The 16,274-nt window shown below is 71.6% G+C and carries 19 protein-coding genes and 1 pseudogene; 9 read left to right on the forward strand and 11 right to left on the reverse strand.

What is annotated here, in order from left to right:
• Positions 1–162: 162 nt before the first annotated feature.
• Positions 163–834 (forward strand): DUF899 family protein, encoded by a 672-nt coding sequence (locus ACZZ0J_RS06995; RefSeq protein WP_463435903.1) that lies wholly within the window; start codon positions 163–165, stop codon positions 832–834.
• A gap of 53 nt (positions 835–887) precedes the next feature.
• Here the strand turns inward: ACZZ0J_RS06995 and ACZZ0J_RS07000 are convergent, their stop codons facing one another.
• A complete protein-coding gene (locus ACZZ0J_RS07000; RefSeq protein WP_463435905.1) occupies positions 888–1,925 on the reverse strand; it encodes a dipeptidase in 1,038 nt (345 codons plus the stop codon).
• Between the two features lie 44 nt (positions 1,926–1,969).
• Here ACZZ0J_RS07000 and ACZZ0J_RS07005 point away from each other — a divergent pair, with 44 nt between their 5' ends.
• Together ACZZ0J_RS07005 and ACZZ0J_RS07010 are read left to right on the forward strand one after the other, a co-directional pair.
• Positions 1,970–2,545, forward strand: a complete 576-nt coding sequence (locus tag ACZZ0J_RS07005; RefSeq protein WP_463435907.1) for a GNAT family N-acetyltransferase — start codon at positions 1,970–1,972, stop codon at positions 2,543–2,545.
• Positions 2,542–3,048: an SRPBCC family protein gene (locus ACZZ0J_RS07010; protein WP_463435909.1), complete on the forward strand. Its 507-nt coding sequence runs from the start codon at positions 2,542–2,544 to the stop codon at positions 3,046–3,048. The genes ACZZ0J_RS07005 and ACZZ0J_RS07010 overlap by 4 nt, the downstream gene beginning before the upstream one ends.
• On the opposite strand, the gene ACZZ0J_RS07015 is transcribed toward ACZZ0J_RS07010, so the two are convergent.
• From ACZZ0J_RS07015 to ACZZ0J_RS07045, 7 genes and pseudogenes are all read right to left on the reverse strand, one after another.
• A complete protein-coding gene (locus ACZZ0J_RS07015; protein WP_111084374.1) occupies positions 3,015–3,848 on the reverse strand; it encodes a MurR/RpiR family transcriptional regulator in 834 nt (277 codons plus the stop codon). The genes ACZZ0J_RS07010 and ACZZ0J_RS07015 overlap by 34 nt on opposite strands.
• Positions 3,845–4,228 (reverse strand): M20/M25/M40 family metallo-hydrolase, encoded by a 384-nt coding sequence (locus ACZZ0J_RS07020; RefSeq protein WP_463435912.1) that lies wholly within the window; start codon positions 4,226–4,228, stop codon positions 3,845–3,847. Before ACZZ0J_RS07020 ends, ACZZ0J_RS07015 begins: the two co-directional genes overlap by 4 nt.
• Entirely contained in the window at positions 4,225–5,103 is an 879-nt protein-coding gene (locus ACZZ0J_RS07025; RefSeq protein ID WP_463435914.1) for a M20/M25/M40 family metallo-hydrolase, read from the reverse strand. Before ACZZ0J_RS07025 ends, ACZZ0J_RS07020 begins: the two co-directional genes overlap by 4 nt.
• Complete coding sequence (locus ACZZ0J_RS07030; RefSeq protein ID WP_463435916.1) at positions 5,100–6,077, reverse strand: pyridoxal-phosphate-dependent aminotransferase family protein; 978 nt, start codon at positions 6,075–6,077, stop codon at positions 5,100–5,102. Before ACZZ0J_RS07030 ends, ACZZ0J_RS07025 begins: the two co-directional genes overlap by 4 nt.
• A 297-nt stretch (positions 6,078–6,374) precedes the next feature.
• Positions 6,375–7,799: an allantoinase AllB gene (gene allB / locus ACZZ0J_RS07035; protein ID WP_463435918.1), complete on the reverse strand. Its 1,425-nt coding sequence runs from the start codon at positions 7,797–7,799 to the stop codon at positions 6,375–6,377.
• A gap of 196 nt (positions 7,800–7,995) precedes the next feature.
• Positions 7,996–8,559, reverse strand: a pseudogene (locus tag ACZZ0J_RS07040) (aspartate/glutamate racemase family protein); the annotation flags it as partial.
• A gap of 55 nt (positions 8,560–8,614) precedes the next feature.
• Positions 8,615–10,174 (reverse strand): NCS1 family nucleobase:cation symporter-1, encoded by a 1,560-nt coding sequence (locus ACZZ0J_RS07045; RefSeq protein ID WP_194646545.1) that lies wholly within the window; start codon positions 10,172–10,174, stop codon positions 8,615–8,617.
• A gap of 174 nt (positions 10,175–10,348) precedes the next feature.
• On the opposite strand from ACZZ0J_RS07045, the gene ACZZ0J_RS07050 reads away from it, so the two are divergent.
• Together ACZZ0J_RS07050 and ACZZ0J_RS07055 are read left to right on the forward strand one after the other, a co-directional pair.
• The gene (locus tag ACZZ0J_RS07050; RefSeq protein WP_463435920.1) at positions 10,349–11,104 is read left to right on the forward strand and encodes an SGNH/GDSL hydrolase family protein; all 756 of its coding nucleotides are present in this window, start codon (positions 10,349–10,351) and stop codon (positions 11,102–11,104) included.
• A gap of 117 nt (positions 11,105–11,221) precedes the next feature.
• Positions 11,222–11,809 carry a VOC family protein gene (locus ACZZ0J_RS07055; protein WP_463435922.1) on the forward strand — a complete coding sequence of 196 codons (588 nt, stop codon included), beginning with the start codon at positions 11,222–11,224 and terminating at the stop codon, positions 11,807–11,809.
• A 4-nt stretch (positions 11,810–11,813) separates the two neighbouring features.
• Here ACZZ0J_RS07055 and ACZZ0J_RS07060 read toward each other — a convergent pair whose 3' ends face one another.
• The 3 genes from ACZZ0J_RS07060 to ACZZ0J_RS07070 all read right to left on the reverse strand — a co-directional run bounded on the left by ACZZ0J_RS07060 (position 11,814) and on the right by ACZZ0J_RS07070 (position 14,156).
• Positions 11,814–12,173, reverse strand: coding sequence for a GNAT family N-acetyltransferase (locus ACZZ0J_RS07060; protein ID WP_463435924.1), 360 nt, complete (start codon positions 12,171–12,173; stop codon positions 11,814–11,816).
• 147 nt (positions 12,174–12,320) lie between these two features.
• Positions 12,321–13,724, reverse strand: a complete 1,404-nt coding sequence (locus tag ACZZ0J_RS07065; protein WP_463435926.1) for an LLM class flavin-dependent oxidoreductase — start codon at positions 13,722–13,724, stop codon at positions 12,321–12,323.
• A 63-nt stretch (positions 13,725–13,787) separates the two neighbouring features.
• Positions 13,788–14,156: a VOC family protein gene (locus tag ACZZ0J_RS07070; RefSeq protein WP_214547953.1), complete on the reverse strand. Its 369-nt coding sequence runs from the start codon at positions 14,154–14,156 to the stop codon at positions 13,788–13,790.
• 62 nt (positions 14,157–14,218) lie between these two features.
• On the opposite strand from ACZZ0J_RS07070, the gene ACZZ0J_RS07075 reads away from it, so the two are divergent.
• The 4 genes from ACZZ0J_RS07075 (at position 14,219) to ACZZ0J_RS07090 (ending at position 16,261) form a co-directional block, all read left to right on the forward strand.
• Positions 14,219–14,662, forward strand: a complete 444-nt coding sequence (locus ACZZ0J_RS07075) for a MarR family winged helix-turn-helix transcriptional regulator (protein ID WP_463435929.1) — start codon at positions 14,219–14,221, stop codon at positions 14,660–14,662.
• A 117-nt stretch (positions 14,663–14,779) separates the two neighbouring features.
• Positions 14,780–15,385, forward strand: coding sequence for a hypothetical protein (locus ACZZ0J_RS07080; RefSeq protein ID WP_463435931.1), 606 nt, complete (start codon positions 14,780–14,782; stop codon positions 15,383–15,385).
• On the forward strand, positions 15,378–15,632 hold the full coding sequence (locus ACZZ0J_RS07085) for a hypothetical protein (RefSeq protein WP_463435933.1): 255 nt from the start codon (positions 15,378–15,380) through the stop codon (positions 15,630–15,632). The genes ACZZ0J_RS07080 and ACZZ0J_RS07085 overlap by 8 nt, the downstream gene beginning before the upstream one ends.
• 146 nt (positions 15,633–15,778) lie before the next feature.
• Positions 15,779–16,261 (forward strand): HdeD family acid-resistance protein, encoded by a 483-nt coding sequence (locus tag ACZZ0J_RS07090; protein WP_463435935.1) that lies wholly within the window; start codon positions 15,779–15,781, stop codon positions 16,259–16,261.
• Positions 16,262–16,274: the final 13 nt, after the last annotated feature.

Below are 16,274 nucleotides of genomic sequence, written 5' to 3' on the forward strand. Positions count from 1 at the left end.
TCCGTCCTCATCGGGTCAGGTCGCGCATCGCTCTTCCTGGAGGCGCGGTGTGCGCCCGATCCTAGCGACCGGACCCCAGGTGGTCCTGTCCACGGCGTCGGTCCCCCGTTGCCGTGTGGCCCACCTGGGCGTACGGTGCCGGGCAACGACGAGGAGGTCGCCATGTCCAAGCTGCAGCAACCCGAGGCCGCACCGCCCGTGGTCGATCGTGCCGCGTTCGACGAGGCACTCGCCACCCAGGTCCGCGACGAGAAGGAACTCACCCGGCACGGCGACCGGGTGTCCGCCGCCCGCCGCCGACTCCCGATGGTCCAGGTGGAGGACTACGAGTTCCAGGGCGCCGACGGCCCGGTCCGGCTCTCGGAGCTGTTCGACGGCCGCTACCTGCTCCTCGTGCAGAACGTGATGTTCGCGCCCGACTGGGACGACGGCTGCCCGAGCTGCACCTGGGCGGTGGACAACCTGCCGGCGAACACGGGCCGGCTCGACGACGAAGGGATCGCGTTCGCCATGGTCTCGCAGGCCCCGATCGAGAAGCTCGAGCGCTGGCGGGAGCTGCGCGGCTGGCCGCACCGGTGGGTGTCGTCGGGGGCCACGAGCTACCACGACGACTGGGGGTGGACCCTGCACCACGACGACTACGACGGTCCGGTGCCGGGCTACTCGTACTACCTGCTGCGCGACGGAGTGCCCTACCTGACGTACGCCACCGGATCGCGTGGGACCGAGGCCATCCTGCCGGTCGCGCACATCATGGACCGCACCGCGTACGGCCGCCAGCAGGACTGGGAGGACAGCCCCGAGGGCTGGCCGCAGTTCCCTACCTACGGTTGACTCCGGCGCTCGATGCCGGTCGGTCAACAGGCTGTTGACCTATTGACGATGTCTCAGCGCACGAACGCCGTCCGCGCGAACCGCCCGTCGGTCGCCTCGAGGACCCGCAGCACGTTGCCCCCGGCGAGCGCCCGCAGGTCATCCGCTCCCCACCCGCGCCGCTGCAGCTCGGCCGCGAGCACCGGGTACCGGGACACGTCGCGCAGGTCCGGCGGCAGCACCGGGGTGCCGTCGTAGTCCCCGCCGAGGCCGATGTGTGCTGCGCCGGCGAGGTCGCGGGCGTGCTCGACGTGGTCCGCGACGTCCGACACCGCCACGAGCGGCGGTTCCCCCACCGAGCCGGCGTCCTCCCAGTCCGCCCAGTCGCGTGAGACGAACTTCGGCACGAACGTGATCATCACGATGCCGCCGTTGTCCGACAACCGGGCGAGCACGTCGTCCGGCACGTTCCGCGGGTGGTCGTCGACCGCGACGGTGGACGAGTGGCTGAAGACGACGGGCTGCGTGGCGACGTCGAGGGTGTCCCGCATGGTCGCCGGTGCGGTGTGGGACAGGTCGACGAGCATGCCGATCCGTTCCATCTCGGCCACCACCTGTCGGCCGCGGTCGGTCAGCCCGCCGTGCGGACGCGAGCCCGTCGCCGAGTCGGCCCAGGGGGTGTCGTCGTTGTGCGTGAGCGTCATGTACCGGACGCCGAGTCGGGCGAAGTCGCGGAGCACCGCCAGGTCGTCGCCGATGGAGTGCCCGCCCTCGGCGCCGAGCAGCGACGCGATCCGGCCGGACTCGACCGCCGCCCGCACCTCGGCCGCCGTCCGGGCGAGTGCGAGCGACTCCGGGTACCGCGCGATGATCCGGTGCGCCAGGTCGATCTGTTGCAGCGTCGTCCGCACGGGGTCCGGTTCGTCGACGGGCACGAAGACCGACCAGAACTGGCCGACGACCCCACCGGCGCGGAGCTTCGGCAAGTCGGTGTGCAGCGAGTCGACCTCGGTGTCGATGCCCTCGACCCCGGAGTCGTGGGTCTCGCGGCGCTCCCAGGGCAGGTCGTTGTGGCCGTCGATGACCGGGAACGGGATCGCGTCGAACGTCATGCTCCCGACGGTACCGCGCACGTCCCCGTGGCTAGGCTCGGTCCGTGGACCCCGTCACCCTCCGGACCGATCGCCTGGTGCTCTCCGTGCCGGAACCGTCCGATGCGGAGGACGTCATCGCCTACGCGAACGATCCCGACGTCGTCGCCTACACACCGGTACCGGTGCCGTACGGCCACGCCGAGGCGCACCACTGGATCACCGACGTCGTGCGCGCGGGCTGGTCCACGGACTCCCGCTACGAGTTCGGCATCCGGCGAGCCGACGACCTCCGGCTGCTCGGGACGATCGGACTGTTCGGGTTCGTCGACGGCGCGGCCGAGGTCGGCTACGCCGTGCACCCGGACGGTCGCGGCCACGGCTTCGTGACCGAGGCCGCAGCCGCCGTCCTGGCGTGGGCGTTCGCGCCGTCGCCCGACGGACTCGCGCTCGTCCGCGTGCAGTGGCGGGCGATCGCGGCGAACGCCCCGTCCGCGGCGATCGCGCAGCGGCTCGGGCTCCGCTACGAGGGACGGCTCCGGTCCGGCGTGTTCCACCGCGGACGACGCCACGACCAGCTCATCGCGGCTGCTCTGCACGATGACGACCGCTCGACGCCGACGGTCTGGCCCGCGTCGTGACGGTGACGTTCCGCGTGGTGACCGAGCTCGCGGCACCGCCCGAGCGCGCGTTCGCGCTGTCGCTCGACATCGGCGCGCACGAGCGGTCGATGGCCGCGACCGACGAGCGCGCCGTCGCCGGCACGACGTCCGGCACGATCGGCCTGGGCGAGTCCGTCACCTGGCGTGCGCGGCACTTCGGGATCGTCTGGCGGATGACGAGTGCGATCACCAGCCTGGAGGCCCCACACCGGTTCGTCGACGAACAGGTGCGTGGGCCGTTCGCCCGCTTCCACCACGAGCACCGGTTCGAGCCGTCGGCCGGCGGCACGCGCATGGTCGACACCATCACGTTCCGCGCACCGTTCGGCCCGCTCGGTCGTCTGGCCGAGGTCGTCGCCCTCGAGCGCTACCTGCCGCGGCTCATCCGTGAGCGCAACGCGTCGCTCGCCACCGAGCTGCACGCCGACGGCCACGACGGCCCCGACGGTCAGGGCGCTGCGAGCTCCCCCAGCGCGTCGTAGGCACTCGCCACCGCGTCGACCCGCGCGCGGCCGGCCGGTCCCGAGGCTTCGTACACGTCGTTCGCGATGGCCGCGACGACCGCGAACAGGGCCGCCATCGAGTCGAACGCCGCCGGCGAATCGACCGGGCACAGGATCGCGGTGTTCGCCGGTGCCGCGATGACGGCTGCGGTCGGGTCGCCCAGCACGACGACGTCGGCGCCGGTCGACACGCAGTGCCGCACGATCCGGTCGACCCCGGCCGTGTGCCGACGCACGGTCACCAGGACCACGAGGTCACGGCGGTCGAGGTCGGCGACCTCTTCGCCGAGCCGCTGCCCCGGTGCCGGACCGACCCGGACGTCGGAGCGGACCTGGGCGAGCTGCGCGCGGAGCTGCAGCGCCACCGGGTAGGCGCCACGCTCCCCGAACACGAGCACGCGACGGGCGCGGACGATGCGGCGCGCGAGTCGCGGACGATCGGCACGGGCCAGCGAGGCGAAGGCCGCGTCGAGGTTGCGGGCCTCGACGGCGCGCTGGTCGACGTGGGCGGCGTCCTCCGCCACCCACGGCAGACCGGAGCCGCGCGCGGACATCAGGTTCTGCCGGACCTCGGCCGCGTCCTGGAACCCGAGCGACCGGACGAGTCGGGACACCGTGGCCTTCGACGTGCCCGACTCGGCGGCGAGTTCGGCCGAGGTGCCGACGAGCAGGAGTTCCGGGTCGTGCCGGACCATCGCGGCGACGCGGCGTTCGGCGGGCGAGAGCTGCTCCCAGACGGAGTCGATGCGGGCGCGGACGTCCGGTCCGGCGGTGCTCATGCCCGGGCCACCCGCTCCACCGCGACGGCGAGCGCGTCGAGCCCGAGCGCGATGTCGGGCGTCGAGACGAACTCGTCCGGGTGGTGGCTGATGCCGTCCGGGTTGCGCAGGAACAGCATCGCGACGTCGGTGACGAGCCCGAGCGACATGGCGTCGTGTCCAGCTCGCGAGAACAGCTCAATCGGCGCGGCCTCGCCCGTCGACTCGATGCCGGCGCGGACGGCGTCCATCAGCCGCGGCGCGCAGAACACCGCCGGTGCCCGGTGCACCTCGGTCGGCGTGACGCTGACCCCGCGCCGTTCCCCGATCACCGTGAACGCCTTCGTGAGCTCGTCCCAGACCGCGTCGCGGCTCGTCGTCGAACTCGCCGCGCAGGTCAACCGAGAACCGCGCGAGCCCGGGGACCACGTTCACCGCGCCCGGTTCGACGGTCATCGTGCCGACGGTGCCGACGTGGTGCGACGCGCGGCAGATGCGTTCGACGGCGAGGCCGCCTCGGCCGCGGCGAGCAGCGCGTCGTGGCGGCGCTCGTAGGGGTCCCGCCCGCGTGCCGGGCCTCGCCGACGGCCTCGACCGAGAAGCGTCGGGCGCTCGCGATGCTCGTGACGACGCCGAGCGCCTGACCGGCCTGCTCGAGGTACGGACCCTGTTCGATGTGCGCCTCGAGGTACCCGGCGAGCGTCGTCGGGTCGACCGCTGCGTCACCCACCCGGGCCGGGTCGAGCCCGAACCGGGTGAAGGCCTCGCGCAGGGTGACGCCGTCGCCGTCCGCCAGGTCCCACCAGGACTCGTCCCACACCCCGGCGACGGCGGACGACCCGAGCAGGGCCTTGCCGAACCGCGTCCCCTCTTCGTCGGAGAACGCGATGACCTCGAGCGCGACGGGCAACGGTCCCGCGGCCGTCAGTCGCGCAGCGGTGCGGATGGCCATCAGGACCCCGACGATCCCGTCGTAGCGGCCGGCGTCCACCACGGTGTCGAGGTGCGAGCCGAGCAGCAGCACGGGGGCGTCGGGCGTCGCGCCGTCGACCCGTCCGTGCAGGTTGCCGGCGGCGTCCTGCCAGGTGGTGAGTCCGGCGTCCTGCATCCACCCGGCGACGATCCCGTTGACGCGGGCGTGCTCGGGCGACAGGTACACGCGGGTGATCCGACCGGTCTCCTCGGTGACCAGGGAGAGCTCGTCGCACCAGCGCGCCACGAGCTCGGCGTCGGCGGTGCCCAGGGCGGTGGCGGTCACGACCGGGGCCGAGCTCACGCCAGCACCCCGACCGGCGCACCGGCGAAGGCGTCGAGGGCCGCGTCGACCCCACCGCCGTGCGGGACGGCGTGCCCCGCCCGGCGGAGCGCGTGCTCGAGGGCCGCGAGGGTCGTCACGACGGTGTCCTTGCGGGCGTTGTAGCCCATGGTGCCGATGCGCCAGACCTTGCCGTGGAGCGGTCCGAACGAGGTGCCGATCTCGATGCCGTGGTCGTCGAGCATCGAACCACGGACCTGGTCGCCGACGACGTCGGACGGGATCTCCACGGCGACGACGTTGTGCATCTTGTGTGCGACGTCACCGAACACCCCGAGCCCGAGCGCCTGGACGCCCTGCAGCATCGCGCGGCCCGCGAGTTCGTGCCGAGCGATCGCCTGCTCGCGCCCTTCGTCGAGCAGGATGCGGGCGCACTCGTTGGCGGCGTAGAGCATCGACGCGGCCTCGGTGTGGTGGTTCAGCCGCCGTGGACCCCAGTAGTCGAGGATCATCGCGAGGTCGAGGTAGTTCGAGCGGATCGGCTCGTCGGCGACGTCGTCACCGGGTTCGCGGATGCCCGCCTCGACACTGCGGCGCTCGTCGAGCACGGCGGTCGCACGCGGCGAGACGGTGACGGGTGCGCTGCCCGAGGGGCCGCCGAGGCACTTCTGCAGGCCGGCGCTGACGGCGTCGATGCCCCACGCGTCGACCTCGAGCGGGTTGCCGCCGACGGTCGCCGTGGCGTCGGTGTAGAACAGCACGCCGTGCCGCTCGCAGATCGCGCCCAGTTCGTCGAGCGGCTGGTTCATCGTGGTGGAGGTGTCGCCCTGCACGATCGCTAGCACCTTCGGCCGGACGCGGACGATGGCGTCCTCGATCGCGGACGGCGTGAACACCTGCCCCCACGCGGTCTCGATGGTGTGGACCTCGGCACCGGCACGGCCGGCGATCTCGGCGAGCAGGTACCCGAACCGACCGAACACCGGCACGAGCACGCGGTCTCCGGGTGCGAGGAGGAGACGAGCACCGCTTCGATCCCGGCGCGCGAGGTGCCGTCGACGAGCACGGTGGCGTCGTTCGTGGTGCCGAACACACCGCGGTAGAGCTCCTGGGTGTCGGTCATGGCGGAGGTCATCCACGGGTCGTACTGCCCGACGAGCGGGGTCGACAGGGCGCGGAGCACACGCGGGTCGGCGGTGATCGGGCCGGGGCCCATGAGGAGGCGGGCTGGCGGGTTCACGGGGTGCATGGTTGGTCCTTCCGTTCCGGTCACGAGCGTACCGGAACGATCGTTACAGACGTGTTTCGGTGGCCCGGGCATCCGCGGTCGCGGGCGCAGCGACGAGCTGCCCCTCGACGGCGGTGACGCCGGACGCGGTGGACGCCACCACGCGCCCGCGCAGCCAGGTCTCGGTCACGCGGCCACGGGCCTCCAGGCCGGCGAACGCGGAGACCGGGTTGCGGTGTGCGAGGCCGGCCACGTCGATGACCGCCGTGGCGGACGGGTCGAACACGGCGAAGTGGGCCAGCGCGCCGGGGGCGATGACCCCGCGGTCGGGGAAGCCGACGAGTGCTGCCGGACCGGTCGTGAACAGCGGCAGCAGCGCCTCGAGCGGGACGCCGCGGCGGAGGGCCTCGGTCCAGACGGCCCGGAAGCCGACCTGCAGGCCGGCGATCCCGCCCCAGGCGAGTCCCCAGTCGTCGACCTTGAGGTCGGCGGTCGACGGCGAGTGGTCCGACACGATCATGTCGATCGTGCCGTCGAGCACACCGGCCCACAGGGCGTCGCGGTTCGCGTCGTCACGGATCGGTGGGCAGCACTTGTACTCGGTCGCGCCGTCGGGGATCGACCCCGCTTCGAACGACAGGTAGTGCGGGCAGGTCTCGACCGTGATCCGGACGCCGTCGTCCTTCGCGGCGCGGATCATCGGGATCGCTCCGGCGTCGGACAGGTGCAGGATGTGCACCCGCGCGCCGGTGGCCCGTGCGCCGTCGATGACCCGCGCGATGGCGGACCGCTCGGCGTCGACCGGCCGGGTGGCGAGGAAGTCCTCGTAGTGCCCGCCGAGCGCGGCGTGGTCGACCAGGAACTCGGGGTCCTCGGCGTGCACGATGAGCAGGGCGTCGATCCGGGCGACCTCCTCGATCGCGGCGCGCAGTTGGTCGGCGTCCAGGTGCGGGAACTCGTCGACCCCGGACGGCGCGGTGAAGCACTTGAACCCGAAGACGCCCGCGTCGTGCAGCGCGCCGAGCGAGCCGGCGTTGTCGGGGACCGCCCCGCCCCAGAACCCGACGTCGACGGCGACCCGCCCCTCGGCACTCGCCCGCTTCACGGCGAGCGCCTCGACCGTCGTCGTCGCGGGGATCGAGTTGAGCGGCATGTCGATGATGGTCGTGACCCCGCCGAGGGCGGCGGCCCGGGTCGCGGACGCGAAGCCCTCCCACTCGGTGCGTCCGGGTTCGTTGACGTGCACGTGGGTGTCGACGAGGCCGGGCAGCAGGACCTGGTCGTCCGGCACGGTGCGGTCGTCGAGCGTCCGGACCACGGCGTCGACCGGCAGGACGCCGTCGACGCGGCCGTCGCGCACGACGACCGCTGCGGGGCGGAAGGCTCCGTCGATCCAGGCGCGGTCTGCGCGCAGGACGAGGTCCGCGACGGTGTCGGTGTCGACGTCGGTGCGGGACCCGGTGCTGCCGTCGGCCGGGAGGCCCGTCATGCGCCCGCCCCGACCGTCGCGGCCGCCGCCGGCCGGCGTTCGAAGCCCCCCAGCAGACCTGACATCGCCTTCGTCGGCGGGGTGGCGTACTCGCCGTGCTTCCCCGTCGAGAGCCGAGCCGCACGAGCGACTCGGCGAGCACGGTCGCCGCGGCGACGCCGTCGACGACCGGTGCCCCGATCGCCCGCGAGACCTCGGCGCAGAAGTCCGCCATCCCCGCGCAGCCGAGCACGACCGCGTCGGCTCCGCCGGCGATGACGGCCCGGCACTCCTCGATCACCAGGGCGCGTGCGCCCGAAGCGGGGTCGTCGAGCTCGAGCACCGCGACCTCGCACGCCCGGATCTCGGTGACGAGCGACGCGAAGCCGTAGCGCTCGGCGAGCTCGTGGGCCCGTCCGGTCGTCCGCGCCAGGGTCGTCACGACGCCGAACCGGCGCCCGAGCATCGCCGCTGCGTGGAAGCCCGCCTCGGCGATCCCGATGACCGGCCCGGCGGCGAGCTCCCGCGCGGCGTCGAGGCCCGGGTCACCGAAGCAGGCGACGACGTAGGCGTCCACGCCGTCCTGCTCCCCGAGCGCGATCTGCTCGAGGAGCCCCGGCACCGCGAGCGCCTCTTCGTAGTGGCTCTCGATCGACGCCGGGCCCATCGTGGGGTTCACCGCCTCGACGATGGTTCCCGGGCCGGCGACCGCGGTGGCGGCGACGCCGATCGAGCGGGTCATCGAGGCGGTGGCGTTCGGGTTGACGACGCGGATGCGCATCGGGGTCCTTCCGGTGGTGCGGGCGGTGCGGGTGTCGCTGGTGGTGCGGGGCGTGTCAGGCTCGCCCGACGGCGGCGCCGTCGTCGACCGTCGGGTCGTCCGAGGCGAGCTCCGGCATGCTCGGCCGGACCCGCTCGAGGCCCCAGAAGACCACGAGTCCCAGGCCGCAGCCGATGAACCAGCTGTAGTTGTTCAGCCCCGGCAGGATCCCGAGCGCGGGCGGCAGGACCGCACTGGCGACCGAGACCACGCCGGTGACGACGAGGGTACCGATGGCGTTCGGGTTGAAGCCGCCGCGGTACCAGTACCGGGCCGAGGTGTCCTTCGTGTACATGTCGTCGACGGCGATGCGCTGCTTCCCGACGATGTAGTAGCCGGCGATCAGGATGCCGAACAGCGGGCCGATGAGGGCACCGAGCACTCCGAGCGTGTACAGGATGGCCTGGTCGTTGCCGTACCAGTTCCACGGGGTCAGCAGCACGGAGCCGACCGCGGCGATCATGCCGCCGGCTCGCCACGAGATCCTGCGCGGCGCGACGTTCGAGAAGTCGAACGCGGGGCTGATGAAGTTCGCGACGATGTTGATGCCGACCGTCGCCGTCACGAAGGTCAGGCCGCCGAGCAGGATCGCGAACGGGGCGCCGATCGCCTGCACGGTCTCGATCGGGTCGGTGATGAGCTTGCCGAACACCGGCACGGTCGCACTCGCGCACAGCACGGTGAGCACCGAGAAGAACAGGAAGTTGATCGGCAGGCCCCAGAAGTTGCCCCGCTTGACCGCCGCGAAGGACCTGCCGTAGCGCGAGAAGTCACCGAAGTTGAGCATCGGGCCGGAGAAGTAGCTGACCACCAGGGCGACGGCGGAGAGCATGACCGGGATCGACGCACCGAACGAGAGCGGCTCCCCCACCGACAGCGTGAACGAGATGTTGCCGATGCCGGCCTGGCTGACGAGGTAGATCGCCAGCGCGATCATCACGACGTACACCGCCGGGCCCGCCCAGTCGATGAACTTCTTGATGGCCTCCATGCCCATCCAGAACAGGGCCCCCTGCGCGACCCACAGGATGGCGTACGAGATCCACCCGAGCGCCGACAGCCCCAGGAACGAGTGGTCGAGCAGCCCGGCCGAGGCGGGGATGAACTTCAGGAAGATGATGTTGAGCGACTGCGCGGCGAGGAACGTCTGCACGCCGTACCAGGCCATCGCGATCAGCCCGCGGATGATCGCGGGCACGTTCGCCCCGAGCACCCCGAACACCGCACGGTTGATGACCGGGTAGGGCACGCCGGTGCGCTGCGACGGCTTGGCGACGAGGTTGGCGAAGACCTGCACGATCAGGATGCCGACCACCAGGGCGATGAGCACCTGCCAGCTCGCGATGCCGAGTGCGAAGAGCGACCCGGCGGTGACGTAGCCGCCGACCGAGTGCACGTCGGACATCCAGAAGGCGAAGAAGTTGTAGCTCGTCCAGCTCTGCTTGCGCAGCGGGGCGAGGTCCTCGTTCGTGAGGGCCGGGTCGTACCCGGGCTTGACGACGCCGGCACCAGCGGGTGCGGCGGTCGTGGTGGGGGCGTGGGGCGCTGCGACGGGTGTCACGAGATCGGTAGCCATGGCGTCCTCCGAGGGAGTGGGGTGGGGGAGGCGGTGATCGCCTCCACCACAGAAGCTAGGGAGCCTCTTCGCGCCCGCCGTTTCCCTCGTGTAACGGTCGTGTGTCGTGAGTGCTCTCCTGAAACGCTCGTTCCACACCAGAACGTGCACAGACATGTGCACGATGATGGCCCCATGTCCGACACCATCCGTTACGTCGCGATCGGCGACAGCTTCTCGGAGGGCATCGGCGACGCCGGCGCCGTACCGTTCCCCGGCTGGACCGGTCGACTCGCGAGCGGCATGGCCCGTGCGCACGACGCAGACGTCCGGTACGCCAACCTCGCGGTCCGCGGGCGCCTGCTCGCCGGGGTCCTCGGAGAGCAGCTCGACGCGGCGCTCGCACTCGACCCCGCACCGACCCTGATCACGTTCTGCGCGGGCGGCAACGACCTGCTGCGGCCACGCTTCGACGCCCACGCCCTCACCGCCCCGCTCGAGGCAGCGGTCAGGACGGTCCTGGGCCGCGGGGTCCGGTTGGCGCTGCTGAGCCCCGCCGACCCGAGCGCCCGGCTTCCCCTCGGACGCCTCATCAACGCGCGCGGTGACGCCTGGGCGGACGCCCTCGCCGACCTCGCCGACCGGTACGACCTGCCCTTCGTCGACGTGTCCCGTGATCCACACCTGCGCCGTGCCGAGTTCTGGTCCGACGACCGACTGCACATGAACTCGACCGGCCACCAACGCGTCGCCGACCTCACCCTGCACGCGATCGAGGACGGACCGGCACCGATCGAGCCGGCGTCCGAACAGACCGGTCGCACCCGACTCTCCGAGGAACTCCGCTACTACCGCGAGCACGTCCTGCCGTGGGTGCAGCGTCGCGTCACCCGGCGGTCGTCGGGCGACGGACGCTCGGCAACCTACCCGGCGTGGACCCCCGTCGACTGATCACGCACGATCGCGGCGGTTCTCCGCACGCGTCCCGCGCTCCGCTTGTCCTCCCCCGCGCGCAGCCGTTCTACTCGGGTGATCCACGTCCGAGCCGAACTCAGGGGAGACGGCACCATGCACACTGCGCCACGCCCATCCGGCACCACCGCGACACGTCCTGCAACCGTCACCACCCCGACGGGCACCCCCAGCACCGCACACGGCATCGACCACATCGGCCTCACCGTGCCCGACATCGACCAGGCCACCGACTTCTTCGTCCTGGGACTCGACGCCGTCCCCCTGTACGACCGGTTCCTCCGGAGCGAACCGCTCCGCGGTGAACCCGACGTCCAGCGCCGCCTCGGCATCCCGAAGACCATGGCCCAGGGGGCGCTGCGGATGCTCGCGCTGCCGAACGGTCCGGGACTCGAGCTCTTCGAGTACCACGGCCCCGATCAGCGCCCGGCCGTCCGCGCGAGCGACCTCGGCTGGCAGCACGTGGCGTTCTACGTCGACGACATCGACCACGCGCTGTCGCACATCGAGACGGCGGGCGGCCAGCGGTACTCGGACCCGCGGGACCTGGGCGGCAACGAGGGCGGGTTCGGCAACCGGTTCGTCTACGTCGGCACCCCGTGGGGATCGACGATCGAGCTGATCACCTACCCGAGTCGGCAGTCGTACGAGGACCACGCCCCGCGACCGAAGTGGCGCGTCTGACCGTTCAGCGCGCCGGGGCCGTCGCGATGTACGTCCGCGTCGGCCCGCCCGTCAGGGCGTGCGGGAACTCGACCCCGTCCGCCCGGAACCCGCCGGCTTCGTAGAGCCGCAGCGCTCGCTCGTTGCCGGCGAGTGCGTGCAGGACCACCGCGGGGTGTCCCGCCGCCGACGCCGCGTCGACCGACGCGGCCAGGAGCGCACGCCCGACACCCCGCGCCTGCACGTCCGGGCGGACGGCGAGCAGCGACAGGTAGGCGGCGTCGGACGGGTCGGTCGGACGCCCGGACCCCGGCGCCGTCACGAGCGCGAAGCCGTCGATCGCACCGGCCGCTCCGGCAGCGACGAGCAGGGCGACCCGCGGCACGGCGAACTTCGACGCCGCGCGGCCCGCACCGCGTCGGACTCCGGAACGCCGTCCCGTGCCGCGACTGCTGCGACCCACAGGTCGACACACGCCGACACCTCGTCCGGGGCCGCTGGACGCACGGACACGGACGGTTCGATCACCCGGTCAGCCTACGACCGCGCTGCTGCCGATCCTGAACGACGCCCCACGGTGCTCGTCGGGCAGCCGGTCACCGCGCCCGTGCAGCTTGTGCCGCAGCGAACCGGGCTCGTAGCCGGTCGGGTAGGCCCCGCGCGCCCGGAGTTCGGGGATGACGAACTCGATGACGTCCTCCCACGTGCCCGGGGTCACCGCGTACGCCAGGTTGAACCCGTCGACGTCGGTGCGTTCCTGGATCTCCTGCAGCCGGTCGGCGATGGTCGCGCCCTCGCCGACGGCGACCGGCCCGAGGCCGCCGATCGCGGTGTGCCGGGCGAGGTCGCGGATCGTCCACGAGCTGCCGTCCTCGCCGGTGGCCGCCGCGATGTTGGCCGCGGCCGACTGGATCGCGTTCGACTCGACGTCACCGAGGGGCTCGTCGAGGTCCCACTGCGACAGGTCGACGCCCATCCAGCCGGAGTTGAGCACCAGCGCACCGAGCTCCGACGCGTACGACAGGTAGTCCTCGTACTTCGCCTGGGCCAGCTCGTCGGTGGCGTCCGTGATCACGGTGAGCAGCGTGTAGACGCGAGCGGCGTAGCGGTCGCGACCAGCTGCCTCCAGGGCGTCACGGACCTTCGCGACGGTCGACGCGAGCTGCTCGACGGTCGGTGCGCCCACGAAGACGGCTTCGGCGTTCTCCGCTGCGAAGCGGATGCCGCGCGGCGACGCGCCCGCCTGGTAGATGACGGGCGACCGCTGCACCGACGGCTCGGACAGGTGGATGCCCGGCACGTCGAAGTGCTTGCCGTGGTGCTCGATCGGGTGCACCTTCGCCGGGTCGGTGAAGACGCCGGACGCGCGGTCGGCGACGACCGCGTCGTCCTCCCACGAGCCCTCCCACAGCTTGTAGAGCACCTCGAGGTACTCGTCGGCCACGTCGTAGCGGTCGTCGTGCGACAGCTGGTCGGTCTGCCCCATGTTCCGCGCGGCGCTCGGCAGGTACCCGGTGACGACGTTCCAGCCGACGCGTCCCTTGGTCAGGTGGTCGAGCGTGGAGATCCGCCGAGCGAACGGGTACGGGTGCTCGTACGCCGTACCCGCCGTGATCCCGAAGCCGAGGTGCTCGGTCACCGACGCCATCGCCGACACCAGCAGGATCGGGTCGTTGACCGGCACCTGCGAGCCCGTGCGGAGTGCGGCCTCGTTCGAGTCTCCGTACACGTCGTACGTGCCCAGGACGTCGGCGATGAAGATGCCGTCGAACGCCCCGCCCTCGAGCGTCTTCGCCAGGTCCGTCCAGTACGTCAGGTCGCGGTAGTCCCGCGACCGGTCGCGCGGGTGCCGCCACAGCCCGGAGGACTGGTGCGCGACGCAGTTCATGTCGAACGCGTTGAAGCGGATCTGCCGGGGCTCGCTGCTGCTGGTCACGCCGTGACGCTACGTGCGGGTCTGCGTCCGTCATGCATCGTGACGAAGCATGACGGCCGCAGCTCAGGCGCGGTCGTGCAGCGTGACCTGGTAGCCGTCCGGGTCGGCGAAGGTGAACGTCCGACCGAACGGGCCGTCGATCGGCGCCGCGACGATGGTGTGGCCGTCGGCCACCAGGGCGTCGTGGATGGCCTGCACGTCGGTCGCGTGCAGCCAGATCGCCGCGCCGATGCCCGGCTGCGACACCGCGTCGAGGTCGGTGCCGGGGACGACGTCCCGCAGCGCGAACGCGATCGGCGTCGTCTCGAAGACGACGGCGTGCGGCGGGCCGGCCTGCGAGCGGACCAGACCGAGGTACTGCTCGTAGAACGCCTGCGACGTCGTCAGGTCGCGGGTCTGCAGGGAGATGAAGTCTGGGCCGGTGACGGGCATGTGGTGCTCCTTCGTGTCGTGTCAGTCTTCTGACACGGAGCAATCTATGTCAGACTCCTGACATGAGTCAAGACGGAATCGACCTCGAGACGTCACTCGGGTACCTGCTCAAGGAAGCCGCGAGCGCGCTCCGCGCTGCGATGGAGGCCGTGCTGCGCCCGCTCGGCATGACGATGACGCACTACTCGTGCCTCGAACTGCTGGCACAGCGGCCCGGACTGTCGAACTCCGAGCTCGCACGCGGCGCCTTCGTCACCCGGCAGTCGATGAACGTCCTGCTGCAGGCGTTGGAACGGGACGGCTTCGTGACGCGGGCCTCCGAGGCGCCGGTGGGCAAGGCGCTCCCGACGCGGTTGACGGCGAGCGGCCGCGCGAGCCTCGAGCGGGCGAGCGCGGCCGTCCGTGGTGTCGAGGTCCGGATGCTCGACGGATTGTCGGACGAGGAGCAGGTGGCGGCGCGAGGGGCGTTGCGCAGCATGGTGCACGCACTCCGCGCCTCGAGGTGATCTCCTGCGGATCGCCCGTAGAACATGTTGTACTCAACCTCAGCATTCCAGCGTGTCGGTTATTGACATTTTTGTATGAGTCACAAGCTGTCGTCGTCATCCAACAGAGGAGAGATCATGACGACTTCACTTCGCACCGTCCTGCGCGTCGGGCTGATCGCGGCAGCCACCGCAGCGTTCATCTCGGTGGGCATCGCCGCACCCGCGCACGCCGTGGCCGACCAGACCGATCCGCCGAACGACATCCGGCTGCGGGAGATCGCGGAGCGCTACGAGGTGGGCGACGAGCTCACCCCTGACGACGAGCGGTTCATCAAGTCGATCGGCACGCCGGTCTCGGCCTCCGGAACCCTCGGCGCCGCAGCGAACTGCTTCAACACGCTGAGGACCGGCGGCGTGAACGGCCGGGGACGCGCTCACGGTTGCCACGGATCCGTCATCGGCAACGGCATCACGAACAGCTGGCGAACCGGTTACACCGCGACCGGGAACTCGCAGGTCCGCAAGCTCCGCGCCGCCGAGCACATCCGCGCCTACGGGCTCGTCGGCTCCGGTGGGTTCGGCGTGGTGTACTCGAAGGACGTGTCGTCAGGCATCCTGAACACGCGGTCACACCAGTTCTCGAGGTCTGCGACGTTCAAGGCGCTCGCGGCGTACGTGACCGTCCAGTACGACGCGACCTTCTGGACGTCCCGCGGTTCCTTCAGCGTGGTCGGTGGGTGACAGCGTGCACGAGGACTTCACCGGCCTGTACCTGTCGAGCGTCTGGCTCAGCGTCGCGATGCTCGCCGGTGGGTACGCCCGGACCCGGAACCGGTCGGCGTGGACCTGGTTCCTCCTGACGCTGCTGTTCGGCCCGCTCGCGGTGCTGCTGCTCGTCACGTGGCCGGCGCGTCCGCCGCGCCGCACCGACCCCGTGCGGACCGATGCGTCCGTATGGGCACCGGACACGGGCGGTTCCGAGGAGTAGCCCTGACGCAGAAGCGCGCAGGACCAGATCCTCTCAGGGAAGGGCGGACACCATGGCGCTGCAGGACGACGTCGTCACCGACGTCGGCGGGGATCGACGACTACGGACCGCGCTGCTGATCGTCGGCATCGTGGCGGTCCTCGTCGGTGTCGCCGCACTCGTGCCTCCCGCACGCGACGCTGTTCGCGGTCGCGTGGGTGTTCGGCATCTACCTGCTGGTGTCCGGCCTGTCGATGATCGTCCGTGCGTTCGCCCGCGGGATCGGCACCGGCCGCCGCATCGGCTTGGTCGTCCTCGGTGCGCTGATCCTCGCCGGGGGCATCGTGGCGCTCGTCGCCCCGCCGGTCGGGGTGCGGTGGATCGCGTTCGTGATCGGCTTCGCCTGGCTGGTCGAGGGCATCACCCTGCTCTACGCCCCGACACCGACGAACCGTGCTCTGACGATCGGTGCCGCGGTGCTCAGCATCGTCATCGGCGTGTTGGTAATCAACCTGCCGTCCATCGGGGCAGCGCTGGCCGTCGTCGCCATCGCGGGCTTCCTGATCCTGTTCGGCATCGTGCAGATTGCCCTCGGGGTCACCGTCGGACGCGCTGACCGATCCGCCACGACCGCCGGTCGAGCGGCCTGACCGGCACGACCAA

The sequence above is a fragment of the Curtobacterium sp. AC272 genome, assembly GCF_979258155.1.